The 15,391-nt window shown below is 31.2% G+C and carries 11 protein-coding genes; 7 read left to right on the top strand and 4 right to left on the bottom strand.

Annotation, left to right across the window (positions count from 1 at the left end; genetic code table 11):
• The first annotated feature begins 8 nt into the window (after window positions 1–8).
• From L3X37_RS04355 to L3X37_RS04365, 3 genes are all read left to right on the top strand, one after another.
• The gene (locus tag L3X37_RS04355; protein ID WP_237238946.1) at window positions 9–203 is read left to right on the top strand and encodes a hypothetical protein; all 195 of its coding nucleotides are present in this window, start codon (window positions 9–11) and stop codon (window positions 201–203) included.
• Window positions 204–1,493, top strand: coding sequence for a hemolysin family protein (locus L3X37_RS04360; RefSeq protein WP_237238947.1), 1,290 nt, complete (start codon window positions 204–206; stop codon window positions 1,491–1,493).
• 247 nt (window positions 1,494–1,740) lie between these two features.
• Window positions 1,741–3,900 (top strand): peptidylprolyl isomerase, encoded by a 2,160-nt coding sequence (locus L3X37_RS04365; RefSeq protein WP_237238948.1) that lies wholly within the window; start codon window positions 1,741–1,743, stop codon window positions 3,898–3,900.
• Between the two features lie 51 nt (window positions 3,901–3,951).
• Here the strand turns inward: L3X37_RS04365 and L3X37_RS04370 are convergent, their stop codons facing one another.
• On the bottom strand, window positions 3,952–4,887 hold the full coding sequence (locus L3X37_RS04370) for a GYDIA family GHMP kinase (RefSeq protein WP_237238949.1): 936 nt from the start codon (window positions 4,885–4,887) through the stop codon (window positions 3,952–3,954).
• A gap of 1 nt (window position 4,888) precedes the next feature.
• Entirely contained in the window at window positions 4,889–6,211 is a 1,323-nt protein-coding gene (locus L3X37_RS04375; protein ID WP_237238950.1) for a hydroxymethylglutaryl-CoA reductase, degradative, read from the bottom strand.
• Window positions 6,212–6,360: 149 nt separating this feature from the next.
• Here L3X37_RS04375 and L3X37_RS04380 point away from each other — a divergent pair, with 149 nt between their 5' ends.
• The 4 genes from L3X37_RS04380 to L3X37_RS04395 all read left to right on the top strand — a co-directional run bounded on the left by L3X37_RS04380 (window position 6,361) and on the right by L3X37_RS04395 (window position 12,657).
• Complete coding sequence (locus tag L3X37_RS04380) at window positions 6,361–8,592, top strand: S9 family peptidase (protein ID WP_237238951.1); 2,232 nt, start codon at window positions 6,361–6,363, stop codon at window positions 8,590–8,592.
• A gap of 29 nt (window positions 8,593–8,621) precedes the next feature.
• Entirely contained in the window at window positions 8,622–10,178 is a 1,557-nt protein-coding gene (locus L3X37_RS04385; RefSeq protein WP_237238952.1) for a peptide MFS transporter, read from the top strand.
• 66 nt (window positions 10,179–10,244) lie between these two features.
• Window positions 10,245–12,020, top strand: coding sequence for a peptide MFS transporter (locus tag L3X37_RS04390; RefSeq protein ID WP_237238953.1), 1,776 nt, complete (start codon window positions 10,245–10,247; stop codon window positions 12,018–12,020).
• 88 nt (window positions 12,021–12,108) lie between these two features.
• Window positions 12,109–12,657 (top strand): thioredoxin family protein, encoded by a 549-nt coding sequence (locus tag L3X37_RS04395; protein WP_237238954.1) that lies wholly within the window; start codon window positions 12,109–12,111, stop codon window positions 12,655–12,657.
• Window positions 12,658–12,661: 4 nt separating this feature from the next.
• Here L3X37_RS04395 and L3X37_RS04400 read toward each other — a convergent pair whose 3' ends face one another.
• Window positions 12,662–14,701, bottom strand: coding sequence for a ComEC/Rec2 family competence protein (locus L3X37_RS04400; RefSeq protein WP_237238955.1), 2,040 nt, complete (start codon window positions 14,699–14,701; stop codon window positions 12,662–12,664).
• A gap of 188 nt (window positions 14,702–14,889) precedes the next feature.
• Window positions 14,890–15,390: a C40 family peptidase gene (locus tag L3X37_RS04405; protein ID WP_237238956.1), complete on the bottom strand. Its 501-nt coding sequence runs from the start codon at window positions 15,388–15,390 to the stop codon at window positions 14,890–14,892.
• Between the last annotated feature and the right edge of the window lies 1 nt (window position 15,391).

A 15,391-nucleotide genomic window follows, 5' to 3' on the forward strand; every position in this document is an offset into this window, starting at 1 on the left:
TTTAAATAATGAAATATTCTAAGTTTTTTCAATACGCTTATTTAGTATTTGGTATATTATTTTTATATGATGCTTTATCAAAATATATAAATAATGGCGAAATTGCTTATGCCTCAATTTTATTAGTAGCACTTGCTATTTTTATGTTTTTCTTCAGAAGAAAATTTACTAAAAAATTTGAAGACAGAAACAATTCAAAATAAATGAGCATTTATGTTGTTATTATAATTGTCTCGTTAATACTATCGGCCTTTTTTTCGGGTATGGAGATTGCTTATGTGTCTTCAAACAAAATTCATATCGAAATTGAAAAAAAACAAGACGGTATTCTTGCAAAAATATTAGGCAGGCTTACCGCAAAACCATCAAAATTTATTACAACCATGCTAATTGGAAACAATATAGCATTAGTAATTTACGGCTTTTTTATGGGCGATTTATTGGTTAACTGGTTTCGATCCATGTTACCAACTTCGTCGGTTTTTGTAAATTATTTATTAACCGATTTAAGTTTATTATCACAAACGGTTATTTCAACATTTGTTATTTTAATTACAGCCGAATTTTTACCAAAAGTATTTTTTCAAATATATTCAAATACACTCATAAAAGCATTGGCAGTTCCAGCCTATATATTTTATGTGTTATTTAGTTTTATATCAGATTTTGTGATTTGGATTTCAGACTTTGTGCTTAAATATTTTTTTAAAACCGAAGGCGACCAAATTCAACTTGCCTTTACAAAAGTAGAATTGGGAAATTATATAAGTGAACAAATGGAATCGGTTGAAGAACATGACCATGTAGATTCCGAGATCCAAATATTTCAAAATGCTTTAGAGTTTTCTGAGGTTAAAGCACGAGAAGTGATGGTGCCTAGAACCGAAATTATTGCTGTTGAAATTAACGAATCCATAAAAACGCTTAACGCACTTTTTACCGAAACTGGTTGTACTAAAATTTTAGTTTACCAAGAAACGGTTGACGATATTTTAGGTTACGTACATGCGTTCGAGCTTTTTAAAAAACCAAAAACTATAAAATCTGCAATGCTACCTGTTGAGTATATTCCTGAAACGGTACTCATTAAAGACGTGCTAAATGTACTTACTAAAAAGCATAAAAGTATAGCGGTTGTTTTAGATGAATACGGTGGGACATCAGGTATTATGACCGTTGAAGACATTGTTGAAGAGCTTTTTGGAGAGATTGAAGACGAACACGATACAGTAGATTTAATTGAAGAAAAAATAGATGAAGACACCTTTACTTTTTCAGCACGTTTAGAGGTAGATTATTTAAATGAAGCTTATAAATTAAATCTTCCTGAAAACGAAAATTATGAGACTTTAGGAGGATTAATTGTTAATCACACTGAAGAAATTCCAGCACAAGATGAGATTGTTATTATTGAAGAATTTCAGTTTACAGTTTTAGAAGTATCAAACACCAAAATAGATTTGGTAGAACTTAAGCTTTTAGAAGTAGATTAATTTAGTTGACAGTCTTCAGTATCCAGTCATCGGTCTTCAGTCACCAGTCTTCAGTATTCGGTCTTTAGTTCGAGAGATTTTTTTATTCCGCATTACTCAGTAAACAAAACCCGAATAACGCTTTTATTATTAAATAGAAAATGGTATTTTCGCGCACTGTATTTCTTCAAAAAACAGATTAAGAAATATAAACAAATTAATAAGCTAAATCCTATAAAACGGATTTTTTAAAATTTATAATTACAAAATGGCAGTTTTAAATAAGATTAGACAACGCTCACTATTTTTAATATTAATTATAGCATTAGCGTTATTCTCTTTTGTATTAGCAGATTTATTTAAAAATAGCGATGCACTAACCTCAAAATCGCAAAATATTGTTGCTACAATTAATGGAAAAGATATTACGCGCGAAGACTTTTTACAAAAGGTAGAAGTAGCTCAAAAACGTGCTGGTGCAAGTGCTACAAATACACAAGTAATAAACCGTATTTGGGAGCAAGAGGTAAGGCAAGCTGTTATGGAAACGCAATACGAACACTTAGGTATTTCTATTGAGAAAGACCAAATGAGAGATTTGCTTAAATCGGCAATGGCAACTAATCCAGAATTTTTAAACGAAGCTGGATTGTTTGATGAAAACAAGTTAAATGAGTTTATTGCTAACCTTAAAGAGTTATTTCCACAACCAGGTTTTATTGCAGGCCAACCATTAACTTATGCCGATTGGGTTAATTACGAAAAGCAATTAGCAGACAATGCTTTAAATCAAAATTACTTTAATTTGGTTAAGGCTGGATTAACTGGTACACTAGCCGAAGGCGAGTTAGAGCATAAGTTACAAGGTAATAAAGTAGATATTAAGTACGTACAGGTACCATATTCTTCTGTTCCTGATAGTATAGTAAAGGTTTCAAAATCTGATATTTCAGAATATATAAACAGAAACAAAAAGCAGTTTCAGGTTGAAGCTTCGAGAGATATTAGATATGTAGAGTTTAAAGAAGTTGCTACTGTTGAAGATGAAAACGCTATTAAAGCAGAATTAGAAAAATTGTTAAACGATAGAGAAGAGTATAACGATGGTTTAAAAGCTAATGAAACTATTATTGGCTTTTCTAAAACTACTAATAACGAAGAGTTTGTGAATTCTAATTCTGATATAAAATTTGATGATCGTTTTGTTTTTAAATCATCTTTACCAACAGCAGTTGCAGATAGTATTTATAACCTTAACCAAGGTGAAATTTATGGACCATATAAAGACAATGGTTATTTTAAAGTATCAAAAGTTGCTGCTGTTAAGCAAATACCAGACTCAGCAAAAGTACGCCACATATTAATTCCGTTTATAGGTGCACAATCAGCTACACCAGACGTAACGCAAACCGAAGCACAAGCAAAAGTAACGGCTGATAGTCTTTTAACCATTTTAAAATCTAACAAATCTAAATTTGAAGCGTTTGTTAAAGATTTTTCTTCAGACAAAGGAAGTGTTGAAAATGGCGGGCGCTATGATTGGCATCCATATAATACTATGGTTCCAGAATTTAATGATTTTGAATTTGAAGGTAAAGTAGGAGATTTAGGAGTTGTAAAAACAGTTTTTGGTTTTCATATTATTGAGGTTGAAGGTCAGAAAAATAAAAAGAAAGCCATTCAATTAGCAACTATTGCTAGAAAGATAGAACCATCTGAAGCAACAGTATCAAAAGTATTTAGAGATGCAGCAAACTTTGAAAGAAAAGTGATGGAAAAAAACGACTTTCAAGAATTTGCAACCGAAAACAAATACACAGTAAGACCTGTAAATGGAATTAAGGCATTAGACGAAAATATTCCAGGTATTGGTAACCAAAGACCAATAGTGCGTTGGGCTTTTGAAGATGACGCAGAAGTGGGTGATATTAAACGTTTTAATATCCCAAAGGGTTATGCTATAGCGCAATTAGTTGCAAAACATAAAGAAGGACTGCAAAGTGTTGAAGATGCATCAGCAATTGCAATTCCTGAGATACGTAAAGAGAAAAAGGCTAAAATTATAAGAGATAGAGTTACAGTTAGTACTTTAGAAGATTTAGCAGCAGCAGAAAGCACTACTGTTAGAACTGCTTCTGCGGTTACTATGAAATCGCCAACGCTTTCAGGTGCTGGAAGAGAACCAATTATTGTTGGGGCTGCTTTTGGATTGAATGAAGGTGAAACCTCTAAATTAATAGATGGTGCTAATGGTGTTTACATGCTTCAAGTTACTAAAGTTACTCCAGCGGTTGAGCTTGATAATTACCAATCGTTTGCAAATCAAGTAGAAACAAAAAAAGTAAGTGTGGTAACAGCAAAGTTATATAACGCTTTAAAAGAAGCTGCCGACATTGAAGATAACAGAGCTAAGACTCAAATTCAATAAAACTTGTAAAAACAAAAGCTAAGCCTCATTAATTTGAGGCTTTTTTGTGCGCTATAATATCATGTCTTGATACGGAATAATAGTGTTAAACCCTTTCTTTTTAAAATATGTTTCAGGATTGTCTTTTGATGCGACTAAAACAAAATCTCCACCCCAAGCACCAAGGCTTTTTATACCACCATTGAAATCGTTAAATAAACGCTCTTTTACGGGTTTCTGCTTAATGATTTTTGAAATGATAATTTCATGTTTTTCTATAAGAAAAACAAAATCTGCAAGTGTTTTACAAGTGATTATATTTTGAGTGATTGTATTTATTTCTGAAATAGATTGTGATAAATTTGAAGTATTCTTTTTATACTGTGCAATGCCATCCCGACTATTTTGCTTTTGATTTAGGTAAACAAAGTATAACTGATTTTTAAATGAAGGATTAAAATTTACTTCTTTAATAATTCTGGTTTTGTCATGCTGAACTTGTTTCAGCATATCACTATTAATTAATTGATAAGTAATAGGTTTATTATGTTGTGCACAAGCAATATCGTAACCACTACCACCAAAAGTTTTATTTAAAAGCAGGTAAGCATCAACTTTTGCCCATTTTGCTATATTATTTATTAATGTCGATGATGTGCCTAACCCCCAATGTCTTGGAAAATCGAGTTTGGTAGTAACTTTAAACCCTTTTACAGAACTTAAAAACTTAGGGTTTAGTTTTTTAGCAATATTTAATATTTTAATTAATTTATCTGATGTTTCGTCATGTTCAGCTTGTTTCAGCATCTCTCTAAAAATTAAAAACTGACATTCAAACCAAATAGTTTCTTTTTCATCAAAACTTGTCCAAATAATTTTTGGTGTATCAAAAGGTTCAATTTCTAAAGATTGCCCGTATTTTGTTGGGATGGCCAAAGATAAAGCACCATCAAGCACAACATATTCTCCAGTTAATAATAATTTTCCGTTGCTGTAAAAACGTTCCATTTTAGTTGTTAACTCTTAATTTATTTAAAGCATCAACAACCGCATTATGCGTAACGGAATTGGTTTTAAAATGTTCGGTTAATAAACGTTTTTCTTTACCGTTAGCTTCAAATTGATTAAGGATGTTCATTAAATGCATTTTCATATGGCCTTCTTGAATTCCTGTAGTGATTAACGAACGTAGTGCTGCAAAATTTTGTGCTAAACCAGCAACTGCTACTATTTGCATTAACTCTTTAGCTGATGGTTTATGTAGTAACTCTAATGCTAATTTTACTAATGGATGTAAATTAGTAAGCCCGCCAACAGTACCTAAAGCTAAAGGAATTTCAATCCAAAATGTAAAAATACCATCTTCAATTTTTGCATGGGTTAAACTACTATATTTACCATGTCGAGACGCATAAGCGTGTACGCCAGCTTCAACTGCTCTAAAATCGTTGCCAGTTGCTAAAACAACCGCATCAATGCCGTTCATTATACCTTTGTTGTGCGTTACTGCACGATAAGGTTCAATCTCAGCAATGTTTACTGCTTGCACAAATTTAGTTGCAAAGTCTTTACCAACAATTAAATCATTGTCATTTAAAACTTCAATAGGGCAACTTACTTCTGCGCGTACTAAACAATCAGGTACATAGTTTGATAAAATACTCATCACAACTTGAATTTGCCTTTCTTCTTCAGAAAAACTTTTAAATAGCAAAGCTTCATTTTTAAAAGTTTTAGCAAACTGTTCTAAGCAGGAATTTATAAAATTTGCACCCATAGCATCTAGGGTTTCAAACGATGCATGCAGTTGGTAATAACCATTTATGCCGCTAGTTTTGTCGCGTAATTCAATATCAATAATGCCGCCACCACGCGATTCCATATTTTTGGTAATGGGTTTAGCTTCTTCTATAAGTTTTGGTTTTACATCATTAAAAAAGCTTTTTAGTTTATTCAATTCACCATGGTACATAAAGTGTACTTGTCCTATTTTAGTAGTAGAAATAACGGTTGTTTTAAAGCCGCCTCTATCTAACCAAAATTTTGCAGCTTTACTTGCGGCAGCTACAACAGAGCTTTCTTCAATAGCCATGGGTATAGTATAAAGCCTATTGTTAATTAAAAAATTAGGAGCAACACCAAGAGGTAAATAGTAATTAGAAATTGTATTTTCTATAAACTCATCGTGTAGTTGTTGTAGTTTATCATTAGAATTCCAATATTGTTTTAAAATACGTTTTGCTTCTTCTGTATTGGAAAAATAGGTGTTTACAATCCAATCGATTTTTTTAGATTTTGAAAGCTTAGAAAACCCAGAAATTGTTTTACTCATTATTAACTATTTACATAGCAAATATACCAATCTTGGTATGAAATTTGGAAAAGTAGTTGATGCATTCGCTTATTTAACTGTTAATAGTGTCGGTTTTTTGCATAATTTTTAGTAAACTTGACATCATTTTATTAAAAAAATAATTTTAAATGAAATTATTAAGATTACCATTATTTATTTGTTTTTTTATTTCCACAGTTTTATCGGCTCAAACTAAGCAAATTTCCCTTGAAGAAATTTGGGATGATACCTTTAGAACTGAACGATTAGAAGTGCTTCATTCTATGAAAAATGGTCAGCAATATTCGGTATTAAATTTTAACAGAAATACGAGGTCGACTTCAATAGATATTTACGATTACAAAACACTAAAAAAGATAAAAACCTTAGTAAGTTCTTTAGATATTAGCGAACTTGAATATTTTACAGATTATACTTTTAGTGATGATGAAAGCAAAATTATTTTAGCCACAAACGAAGAATCTATTTACCGTAGGTCAACATTAGGAAATTATTATGTTTATGATACTGCTAAGAAATCGATAAGTTTAATTTCTGAAAATAGAATTCAAGAACCAACATTTTCTCCCGATGGAAATAAAGTAGCCTTCGGGTATCAAAATAATTTGTACACAAAAGATTTAACTGCTAATACGACCACGCAAATTACTTTTGATGGCGAAAAAAATAAAATAATTAATGGTATTACCGATTGGGTTTACGAAGAAGAATTTGCATTTGTTTGTGCTTTTGAATGGAATGCTGATAGCGATAAAATAGCTTTTATTAGGTTTAATGAAACTGATGTTCCAGAATTTTCAATGGATGTTTATGGCACTGCATTGTACCAAACTCAGCAGGTATTTAAATACCCAAAAGCAGGTGAAAAAAACGCTTTAGTATCGCTTCATATTTATAATTTAGAGACAGAAAAAACTAATAAAGTAAAAGTTAATAAAGCGTATAGTGATTTTTATATTCCAAGAATTAAATGGACCAATAACCCCAATATTTTAAGTGCACAATATATTAATCGTCACCAAAATGAATTGGACTTATGGATGATTAATGCTAAAACAAACACATCAAATCTAGTATTAGCAGAAAAGGATGATGCTTATGTTGATATTACTGATAATTTAACTTTTTTAAAAGATAATAGTTTTATTTGGACTAGCGAAAAAGATGGATACAATCATATTTATCACTATTCAAATACAGGTAAACTAATAAACCAAATTACTAAAGGTAATTGGGAAGTCACTAATTATTATGGCTTTGACGAAAACACAAATAGGATTTTTTATCAATCTGTAGAAAACGGTTCAATAAACCGTGATGTTTATTCCATTAAATTAAATGGGCGCGATAAAAAACGCTTAACAAAAAGCGAAGGCACTAATAACGCTTCATTTAGTGCAGATTTCTCTTATTTTATAAATACATTTTCTAGTGCTACAACGCCGCCAGAATATACTTTAAATAGTTCTGCTTCAGGAAATGTTATAAAAAGTATTAAGGATAACGATGTGTTGTCTAAAAACCTTTCTTATTATAAAACTTCAAAAAAAGAATTTAGCACCATTAATGTAAATGGCAACGATTTGAATATGTGGATGATTAAACCTGCTTATTTTGATGCTACAAAACAGTACCCTTTGCTAATGTATCAATATTCTGGACCAGGGTCTCAACAAGTAGCTAACCAATGGAATAACTCAAACGATTATTGGTATCAACACTTAGCACAGCAAGACTATGTTATTGCATGTGTTGATGGTCGTGGAACAGGATTTAAAGGTGCTGCGTTTAAAAAAGTAACGCAGAATGAGTTGGGGAAATATGAGGTAGAAGATCAAATACAAGCAGCAAAACAATTAGGCGCATTGCCATATATTGATGCTAGTAGGATTGGTATTTGGGGCTGGAGTTATGGTGGGTTTATGAGCAGTAATGCTCTATTTAAAGGTAATGATGTGTTTAAAATGGCAATTGCAGTAGCACCTGTTAGTAGCTGGCGTTTTTACGATACCATTTATACCGAACGTTATATGACGACACCACAAGAAAATGCCAGTGGTTATGATGACAACTCACCAATAAACCATGTAGATAAGTTAAAAGGAGACTATTTATTAATTCATGGGTCGGCAGACGATAATGTGCATTTACAAAACACCATGCGATTGGTTGAAGCTTTAATACAGGCTGATAAGCAATTTGATTGGATGATTTATCCAGATAAAAATCATGGGATTTATGGTGGAAACACAAGATTACATCTTTATAAAAAAATGACTAACTTCATCAATGCAAATCTTGGAGATAAGAGAGAAAAAGGCAAAGAGAGCGAATCGAAAAAAATAGAAATTAAAGGATAATAAACTAATTACTAACTAACAACATATTTATGACAGCAACGGCATTACAACCGCATCAAAAAGAACTTTGGGGTCAACCTATTGGTTTATATATTTTATTTTTAACTGAAATGTGGGAGCGTTTTTCCTACTATGGAATGCGTGCACTTTTAGTGTTGTATATGACAACTCAAACTATTGGAGATGATAGAGGTGCTGGATTAGGTTGGAGCGATCAAGAAGCTTTAGCGCTTTACGGTTGGTATACCATGTTAGTGTATGTGATGTCGATTCCTGGAGGTATGATAGCTGATAAACTTATTGGACAGAAAAAAGCTGTATTACTTGGAGCCATTGTATTATGTCTTGGACATGGTGTATTGGTTCTCACTGATATTTGGGCTTTTTATACAGGTTTAGGACTAGTAATCCTAGGTGTTGGATTATTAAAACCTAACATTTCTACAATGGTTGGCGGTTTATATAAAGAAGGAGATATCCGGCGAGATAAAGGTTTTAGTATATTTTATATTGGTATTAATTTAGGGTCTTTATTGGCTACCATGATTGTTGGATTAGTTGTGGCTGAATGGGGTTGGCACGCAGGTTTTGGACTCGCTGGAGTTGTAATGCTACTTGGATTAATTAATTATATAATTGGTCAAAAGTACTTAACACAAGTTGGTAATTTTGAGCCACCAAAAAAAGATGATACTAATGAGATATCTTATGGTAAGCTTTACGGTAAATTATTTAAGTCGCCAATGCAGTTAGTTTTTACATTTATTTTATTAGCTGCTTCGTTATATGGATGGTATGCTTTAGAGTGGGGTTACGGTCTCTTATTTGTGTTCTTAACGGCTGTTACTTCTTTATTAATGATGATTTATAAAGAGTTAAATTCTCAAGTTTATAAAGATCGTTTTATGGTATTACTCTTATCTTTTATTATGGTAATTGTATTTTGGGGAGCTTTTGAACAAGCAGGAGGATTAATGAATTTATATACAGAATCAAAAGTTGATAGAGTGCTATTTGGATGGGAAATTCCAACTGTAATGTTTCAAAGTTTAAATGCTGGATTTATAATTATATTTGCTACCCTTATAGCTTCTATTTGGGCTAAGCGTAAGTTGAAAGGCAAAGAAGGTTCTTCCATTTTTAAAATGGCAATTGGTATCATAATCATGGGGTTTGGATTCCTTTTTATGGTGTTTGCAGCTATGGAGTTTGAAAAATCTGGTACATCTAGTATGATTTGGCTGGTATTAGCGTATTTATTTCATACTATTGGGGAACTATGTTTATCGCCCGTTGCACTCTCATTTATTACCAAGCTAACACCTGTTAAATATGCATCATTAATGATGGGTGTATATTTTGCAGCTACTGGCTTAGGAAGTAAAGTTGCTGGAATAGTTGGAGAAGCTGCAAGTGATTTTGGTGAATATGCTATTTTCTTAGGAATCTTAATATTTACTGTAATTATTGGCTCATTATTTATTATGATTTTAAAACCTTTAAAACGATTAACGCATGGTGCAGAAGATAATGAACGTGAGATGCATACAGACGAAACTGAAGGCTTCGAATTAGCAGATAATTAATAATTATATAAACCTCATAAAGCTTATTATGAGGTTTTCTTTTTTTAACTTTTTAATATTCTTAATATGGCAGAAAACTCAACCGATCATTTTTTTAAGGATAAAGTCTTAGGGCATCCTTCGGGTTTATTTGTTCTCTTCTTTACCGAAATGTGGGAACGCTTTTCTTATTATGGCATGCGAGCCATCTTAGTTATATTTTTAACAGGAGCACTTATTGGAGATAATCCTGGATGGGAGTGGACTTCAGAAGCGGCACTTTCGCTACTTGGTACTTATGCAATGCTTGTTTATTTAACCCCCTTAGTTGGTGGTTGGTTAGCAGATAATAAGATTGGATATAGAATGGCAGTTGTAATAGGAGCTCTTTTAATGACCTTAGGACATGCTTCTATGGCTGTTGAAACACCAACTTTCTTATATATTGGTATTGCGTTTTTAATTGTTGGAAATGGATTCTTCAAACCTAATATGACATCCATAATTTCTAAAATGTATGAAGGTCATGATGAGAAAAAAGATGGTGCTTATAATATTTTTTACATGGGTGTTAACGCAGGAGCATTTATAGGTATTATGCTTTGTGGTTGGGTTGGAGAGAAAATAGGTTGGAGTTATGGTTTTGGTCTTGCTGGAATATTCATGCTTTTAGGAATGCTTCAGTTTTACTACGCACAACCTCTTTTTGGGAATATCGGTGATAAACCAAAAAATGAAAATGTCGATTTAATAGATGATTTAGTAAATAATTCAGCAACAGTTTCAAGTAGTGGCGTAAAATTAAACAGGTTTTTAACTATTGATTATATTTTAATAGGAGTATTTATTATTTCTGCTATGATTTTTATTATAAATGACCCGTTAAGTAAAATCGGGAATATTTATACTTTTAATTTCACAGTCGCTGGAATGACGGATTCTTTGTTTTTTGCACTACTTGCTGCTATATCATTTATTTTACTACTAATTGTCAGAATACCTAGATATGTTACTATAGAAAGAGATAGAATGATAGCATTTTCAATATTTTGTTTATTCACTATATTTTTCTGGGCTGCTTTTGAGCAAGCTGCTGGGTCTTTACCTATATATACAAGAGATTACACAAACAGAATTTTAGCAGGTGGAGCCGCAACCACTTTTAAAGTTGTTGATTTAATAGTTACAGTAGTTCCGCTATGTGTTATAACCTATGTGCTTTTAAGATTATTCAGAAAAACCTTTAATAGAATTGGATTATCTAACATTATTCTCGGTTTTAGTTTTATAATAGTTTGGGCTATTGTTTTATATAAATTATATATTGAATTTCAATCAACTGAAACTGAAGTTCCAATTACTTGGTTTGCTATATTGAACTCACTTTTCATAATCATGTTTGCTCCGTTGTTTACTAAGTGGTGGGACAGTAAATATAATCCACCAGCTTCGGTTAAATATTTTCTAGGACTTGCGTTATTAGGAATTGGCTTTGGTTTTTTGGCTTTTGGTGCTAAAGATGTTCCATTAGGTGCTCAAACAGCTAGTTTAAGTATGGCGTGGTTAGTTTTTGCATATTTGTTCCATACATTAGGAGAAATGTGCTTAAGCCCTATGGGGCTATCTTACTTAAGTAAGCTAGTTCCTGGTCGTATGGTGGCTTTTATGTTTGGTGTTTATTACCTAGCAATAGCCATTGGTAATAAGTTAGCTCATTATGTTGGTGGAGACATTGAAAAGATTACTAATGACCACGGTCTTTCTTTTTTCTTTTTAATTTTCACATTTATCCCAATAGGTTTAGGACTTATTTCACTATTGCTACACCCATTGCTTAAAAAACTAATGCACGGTGTTCGTTAATCGAAAAAAGTGTTAAAAAATATTCAAAAAGCTCTTAATTAGGAGCTTTTTTTGTAAGTTCGGAACAAATTTTGCAACTCAAATTATTATGAAAAAAACAATATTTATATTACTAATAGCCGTTTTTACATCGGTTAGTATTAACGCGCAGAAAATTAACTGGGTTGATTTTGAACAGGCACTAGCGCTTCAAAAGAAAAATCCAAAAAAAATCATGATGGATGTTTATACCAATTGGTGTGGACCTTGTAAAATGTTAGATAAGAACACTTTTCAAAATAAAGAAGTGGTAGATTATATTAATGAGCATTATTACGCTGTTAAGTTTAATGGTGAAGGAGATGATGTTGTTGATTATAAAACCAATTCTTTCACCAATCCTAATTATAACCCTGCAAATGCAAACAGGCGTAATTCGGCTCATGAATTAACAAGGTATTTACAAGTTAGCGCTTATCCTACAATTGTCTTTTTCGATGATAAAGGCGATGTTATTGCACCTATTAGAGGGTATCAAAAACCATCTCAATTAGAGTTATATTTAAAAATGTTTAAACAAGACCACCATAAAAACATTAAAACTCAAGAGGAATTTAACGCTTATTACAAGGCTTTTGTCTCTAATTTTAAAGATTAAAAAATTAATAATTTATAATAAAGGCTCCCTTTTTGCTGGTTTGGTGAAAAGGGAGTTTTCGTTTTAAACAAATTGCTTCCCACCCTTCAACATAAGATTTGTAATTGCTACCATCTGCAATTATGTGTTTTGGTTTAATAGAATCAATCAATCTATTCAAATTTATTTTTGGCGATTGTCTTAATAATACATAATCAGGATGAAACGATTTTATATTATAAACGCCCAAACTATCAATAACTAAAAGTTTTTTATTGTTTAAAATATAAATAGATTTTAGTGTGTCTTTTTTAATGGTTTTTATATAATTTCCAACAGTAAAATCTCTAATTATTTTGTTTGAAGACTGGGTTATACTATCAAAATCATGTGCTACTAAAAGGTTTTTATTGGTGTGATTTCCTAATAGTGTATTTCTGCTTTTATGAAAAACTATAAATTGATTTGTAGGTGTTTTGTAAGCTGTATAAATAAAAGCACATTGAAATATCAATACAGCAATTAGCAGGAGTTTTAAATTGACAAAACTTCTTTTCTTTAAAAATTTTATAAGTGTAATAATAAGTAAATAGGAAACAAATACATATAGTAAATTAAAAGCAATATCCTTTAAAAGAAAGGTTTCCTGTTTAGAAACCCAAGCAACAAAACTATTCATACCACTAATAATATATCCGTAAAATTCTGCAAAAAAACTTGGGAGTAAGTTTATTGTTGCTAGTAAAATAACAAGAATGCCTAAGCCTAAAATGAGTCCTAAAAAAGGAATAATAACCAAATTTGAAATAAAAAATAAACCAGGAAACTGATGAAAATAATATAAACTAATAGGAATAATACCAAATTGAGCAGAAACAGTAATAGTTAGGGTATGCCAGTATTTGTCTAAAAACCAGTTTTTTGGTCGCCATAAATTATACAATAAAGGGTCTATAGCAACAATGGCAAAAACTGCTAAATAGCTAAGTTGAAAACCAACATCAAATAAAAATAATGGCTTAAAAAGTAATATTACAAACATTGAAATTGCCAACGTGTTGTAAACATTTGTTGGTCGCTTTAAATTCATAGCGATGGCAACAATACTAAACATGGTTACTGCTCTAGTAACTGATGCTGATAAACCAGCAATTAAGGCAAAACTCCATAAACATGAAACTAATAAAATGGCTTTTATAAGTTTTCCGTGTTTAAAGCGTTCTATGGGTTTAAAAACTTGTGTTAAAATGAGTAAAATAATACCAACATGTAGCCCAGAAACAGCTAAAATATGTATCGCGCCCGCATTGGTATAACTCGTGTAAACTTCTTTACTAATATCTTGTCGTTGCCCAAGTAATAAAGCATTAATTATAGCGAGTTCATCAGGTTTAAAATGATAAGGCTTAAGTTTTAAATTGATATATTCTCGAATATCATTAGCAATTCCAATTAGTGTATGTGTATCAGAACTTAGTTTTAAAAGGTACTCATTTTTAGTAAATATTTGATGATAGATGTACTTTTTTTCTAGATATTTTTTATAATCAAATTGATGTGGATTTAAAGGATGAATAAGATTCTGAAATCCTAAATTACCTACAATAATTTCATCTACTTTTAAAGTCGATTGTGTAGAGTCTTTTTGAATGTTTAATAGCGATTTTCCTGAAACCGTTTCATTATTAATTTTTAAAACATCAATAACATATTTGTCGTAATAATTTCCGGGTTTTAAAACTTCTCTAATTCTAAATGTTACCGTTTTTAAAGAATCCTTTTCAATTGAAATACATTTAGAATAGTGGTTCCAGGCGTTTTTTTGATTGTGAAAGGAAGTTGTTAAAACACCAACAAAAATCATTAAAACATAAGCGATTATTCCAAACCAAATGGATTTAATAAACTGTTTTCTGGCGATTAAAATGCTAATGAATAATAAAACTAAAAGCGTAAAGCATAAATATAAATTTAAAGAAATTGGGATAGGGTAAAAGTATGAAATTATAATGCCTATAATTAAGAAACATGTTAATTTAATAATTGTGAAATTAAATAACTTCATATAAACCGAAAGTTACTAAAAAAACTATAATACCAAATGAATTTTAAAATCAATAATGACCGAGTAAAATTGTTTATTATCGAGAAAGAACAGATTTTATTAAGTTAATTTAGTGTTGCTATTGTTTGTTAGTTAAAGACAAGTCTAGATTCTTGATTCTAGAAGCGCAGCGGTCTAAAATCTATTTTTTAAAGAACACGACGTGCTTGTACAAAAGCAAAATACCAATAGCGTTCTGATAGTTCAGAAGTTATAACACCTTTACTTGTTGTAGAGTGTATAAACTCCACACGACCAACTTGAGAAGCGGTTACAATACCAACATGATTTACTTTTCTACTATTTTTTTTGGTAGCAAAAAAGAGTAAATCACCTTTTTTAACGTTTTTTAAATCTATCCAATCACCAGTAATAGCCAAGTCTTTTGTAGTTCTGGGAAGTGAAATTGCTTCACTTTTAAACGCTGTATAAATTAAACCAGAACAATCCATTCCTTTTTTTGTAGTGCCACCGTATTTATAACGTACACCTTCAAATTTTTTGGCGTAGTCAATAATGTTGTTTGCCTTAGGTAATGGATTTGATTCGTTTTTCTTAACAACTATTTTTTCTTTTTTTTGTGTTGATTTTGAAGATTTACAGCTGTTGAAACTTGCAATTAGTAAAAATATAAAAAGAAACTTTTTCATA

This window comes from Wocania arenilitoris (assembly GCF_021728535.1).
Lineage (GTDB): Bacteria > Bacteroidota > Bacteroidia > Flavobacteriales > Flavobacteriaceae > Wocania_A > Wocania_A arenilitoris.

Bases quoted from the DNA above. Each gene is read 5' to 3' on its own strand.
- L3X37_RS04355 (WP_237238946.1), top strand. From the start codon at position 9: ATGAAATATTCTAAGTTTTTTCAATACGCTTATTTAGTATTTGGTATA.
- L3X37_RS04360 (WP_237238947.1), top strand. From the start codon at position 204: ATGAGCATTTATGTTGTTATTATAATTGTCTCGTTAATACTATCGGCC.
- L3X37_RS04365 (WP_237238948.1), top strand. From the start codon at position 1,741: ATGGCAGTTTTAAATAAGATTAGACAACGCTCACTATTTTTAATATTA.
- L3X37_RS04370 (WP_237238949.1), bottom strand. From the start codon at position 4,887: ATGGAACGTTTTTACAGCAACGGAAAATTATTATTAACTGGAGAATAT.
- L3X37_RS04375 (WP_237238950.1), bottom strand. From the start codon at position 6,211: ATGAGTAAAACAATTTCTGGGTTTTCTAAGCTTTCAAAATCTAAAAAA.
- L3X37_RS04380 (WP_237238951.1), top strand. From the start codon at position 6,361: ATGAAATTATTAAGATTACCATTATTTATTTGTTTTTTTATTTCCACA.
- L3X37_RS04385 (WP_237238952.1), top strand. From the start codon at position 8,622: ATGACAGCAACGGCATTACAACCGCATCAAAAAGAACTTTGGGGTCAA.
- L3X37_RS04390 (WP_237238953.1), top strand. From the start codon at position 10,245: ATGGCAGAAAACTCAACCGATCATTTTTTTAAGGATAAAGTCTTAGGG.
- L3X37_RS04395 (WP_237238954.1), top strand. From the start codon at position 12,109: ATGAAAAAAACAATATTTATATTACTAATAGCCGTTTTTACATCGGTT.
- L3X37_RS04400 (WP_237238955.1), bottom strand. From the start codon at position 14,701: ATGAAGTTATTTAATTTCACAATTATTAAATTAACATGTTTCTTAATT.
- L3X37_RS04405 (WP_237238956.1), bottom strand. From the start codon at position 15,390: ATGAAAAAGTTTCTTTTTATATTTTTACTAATTGCAAGTTTCAACAGC.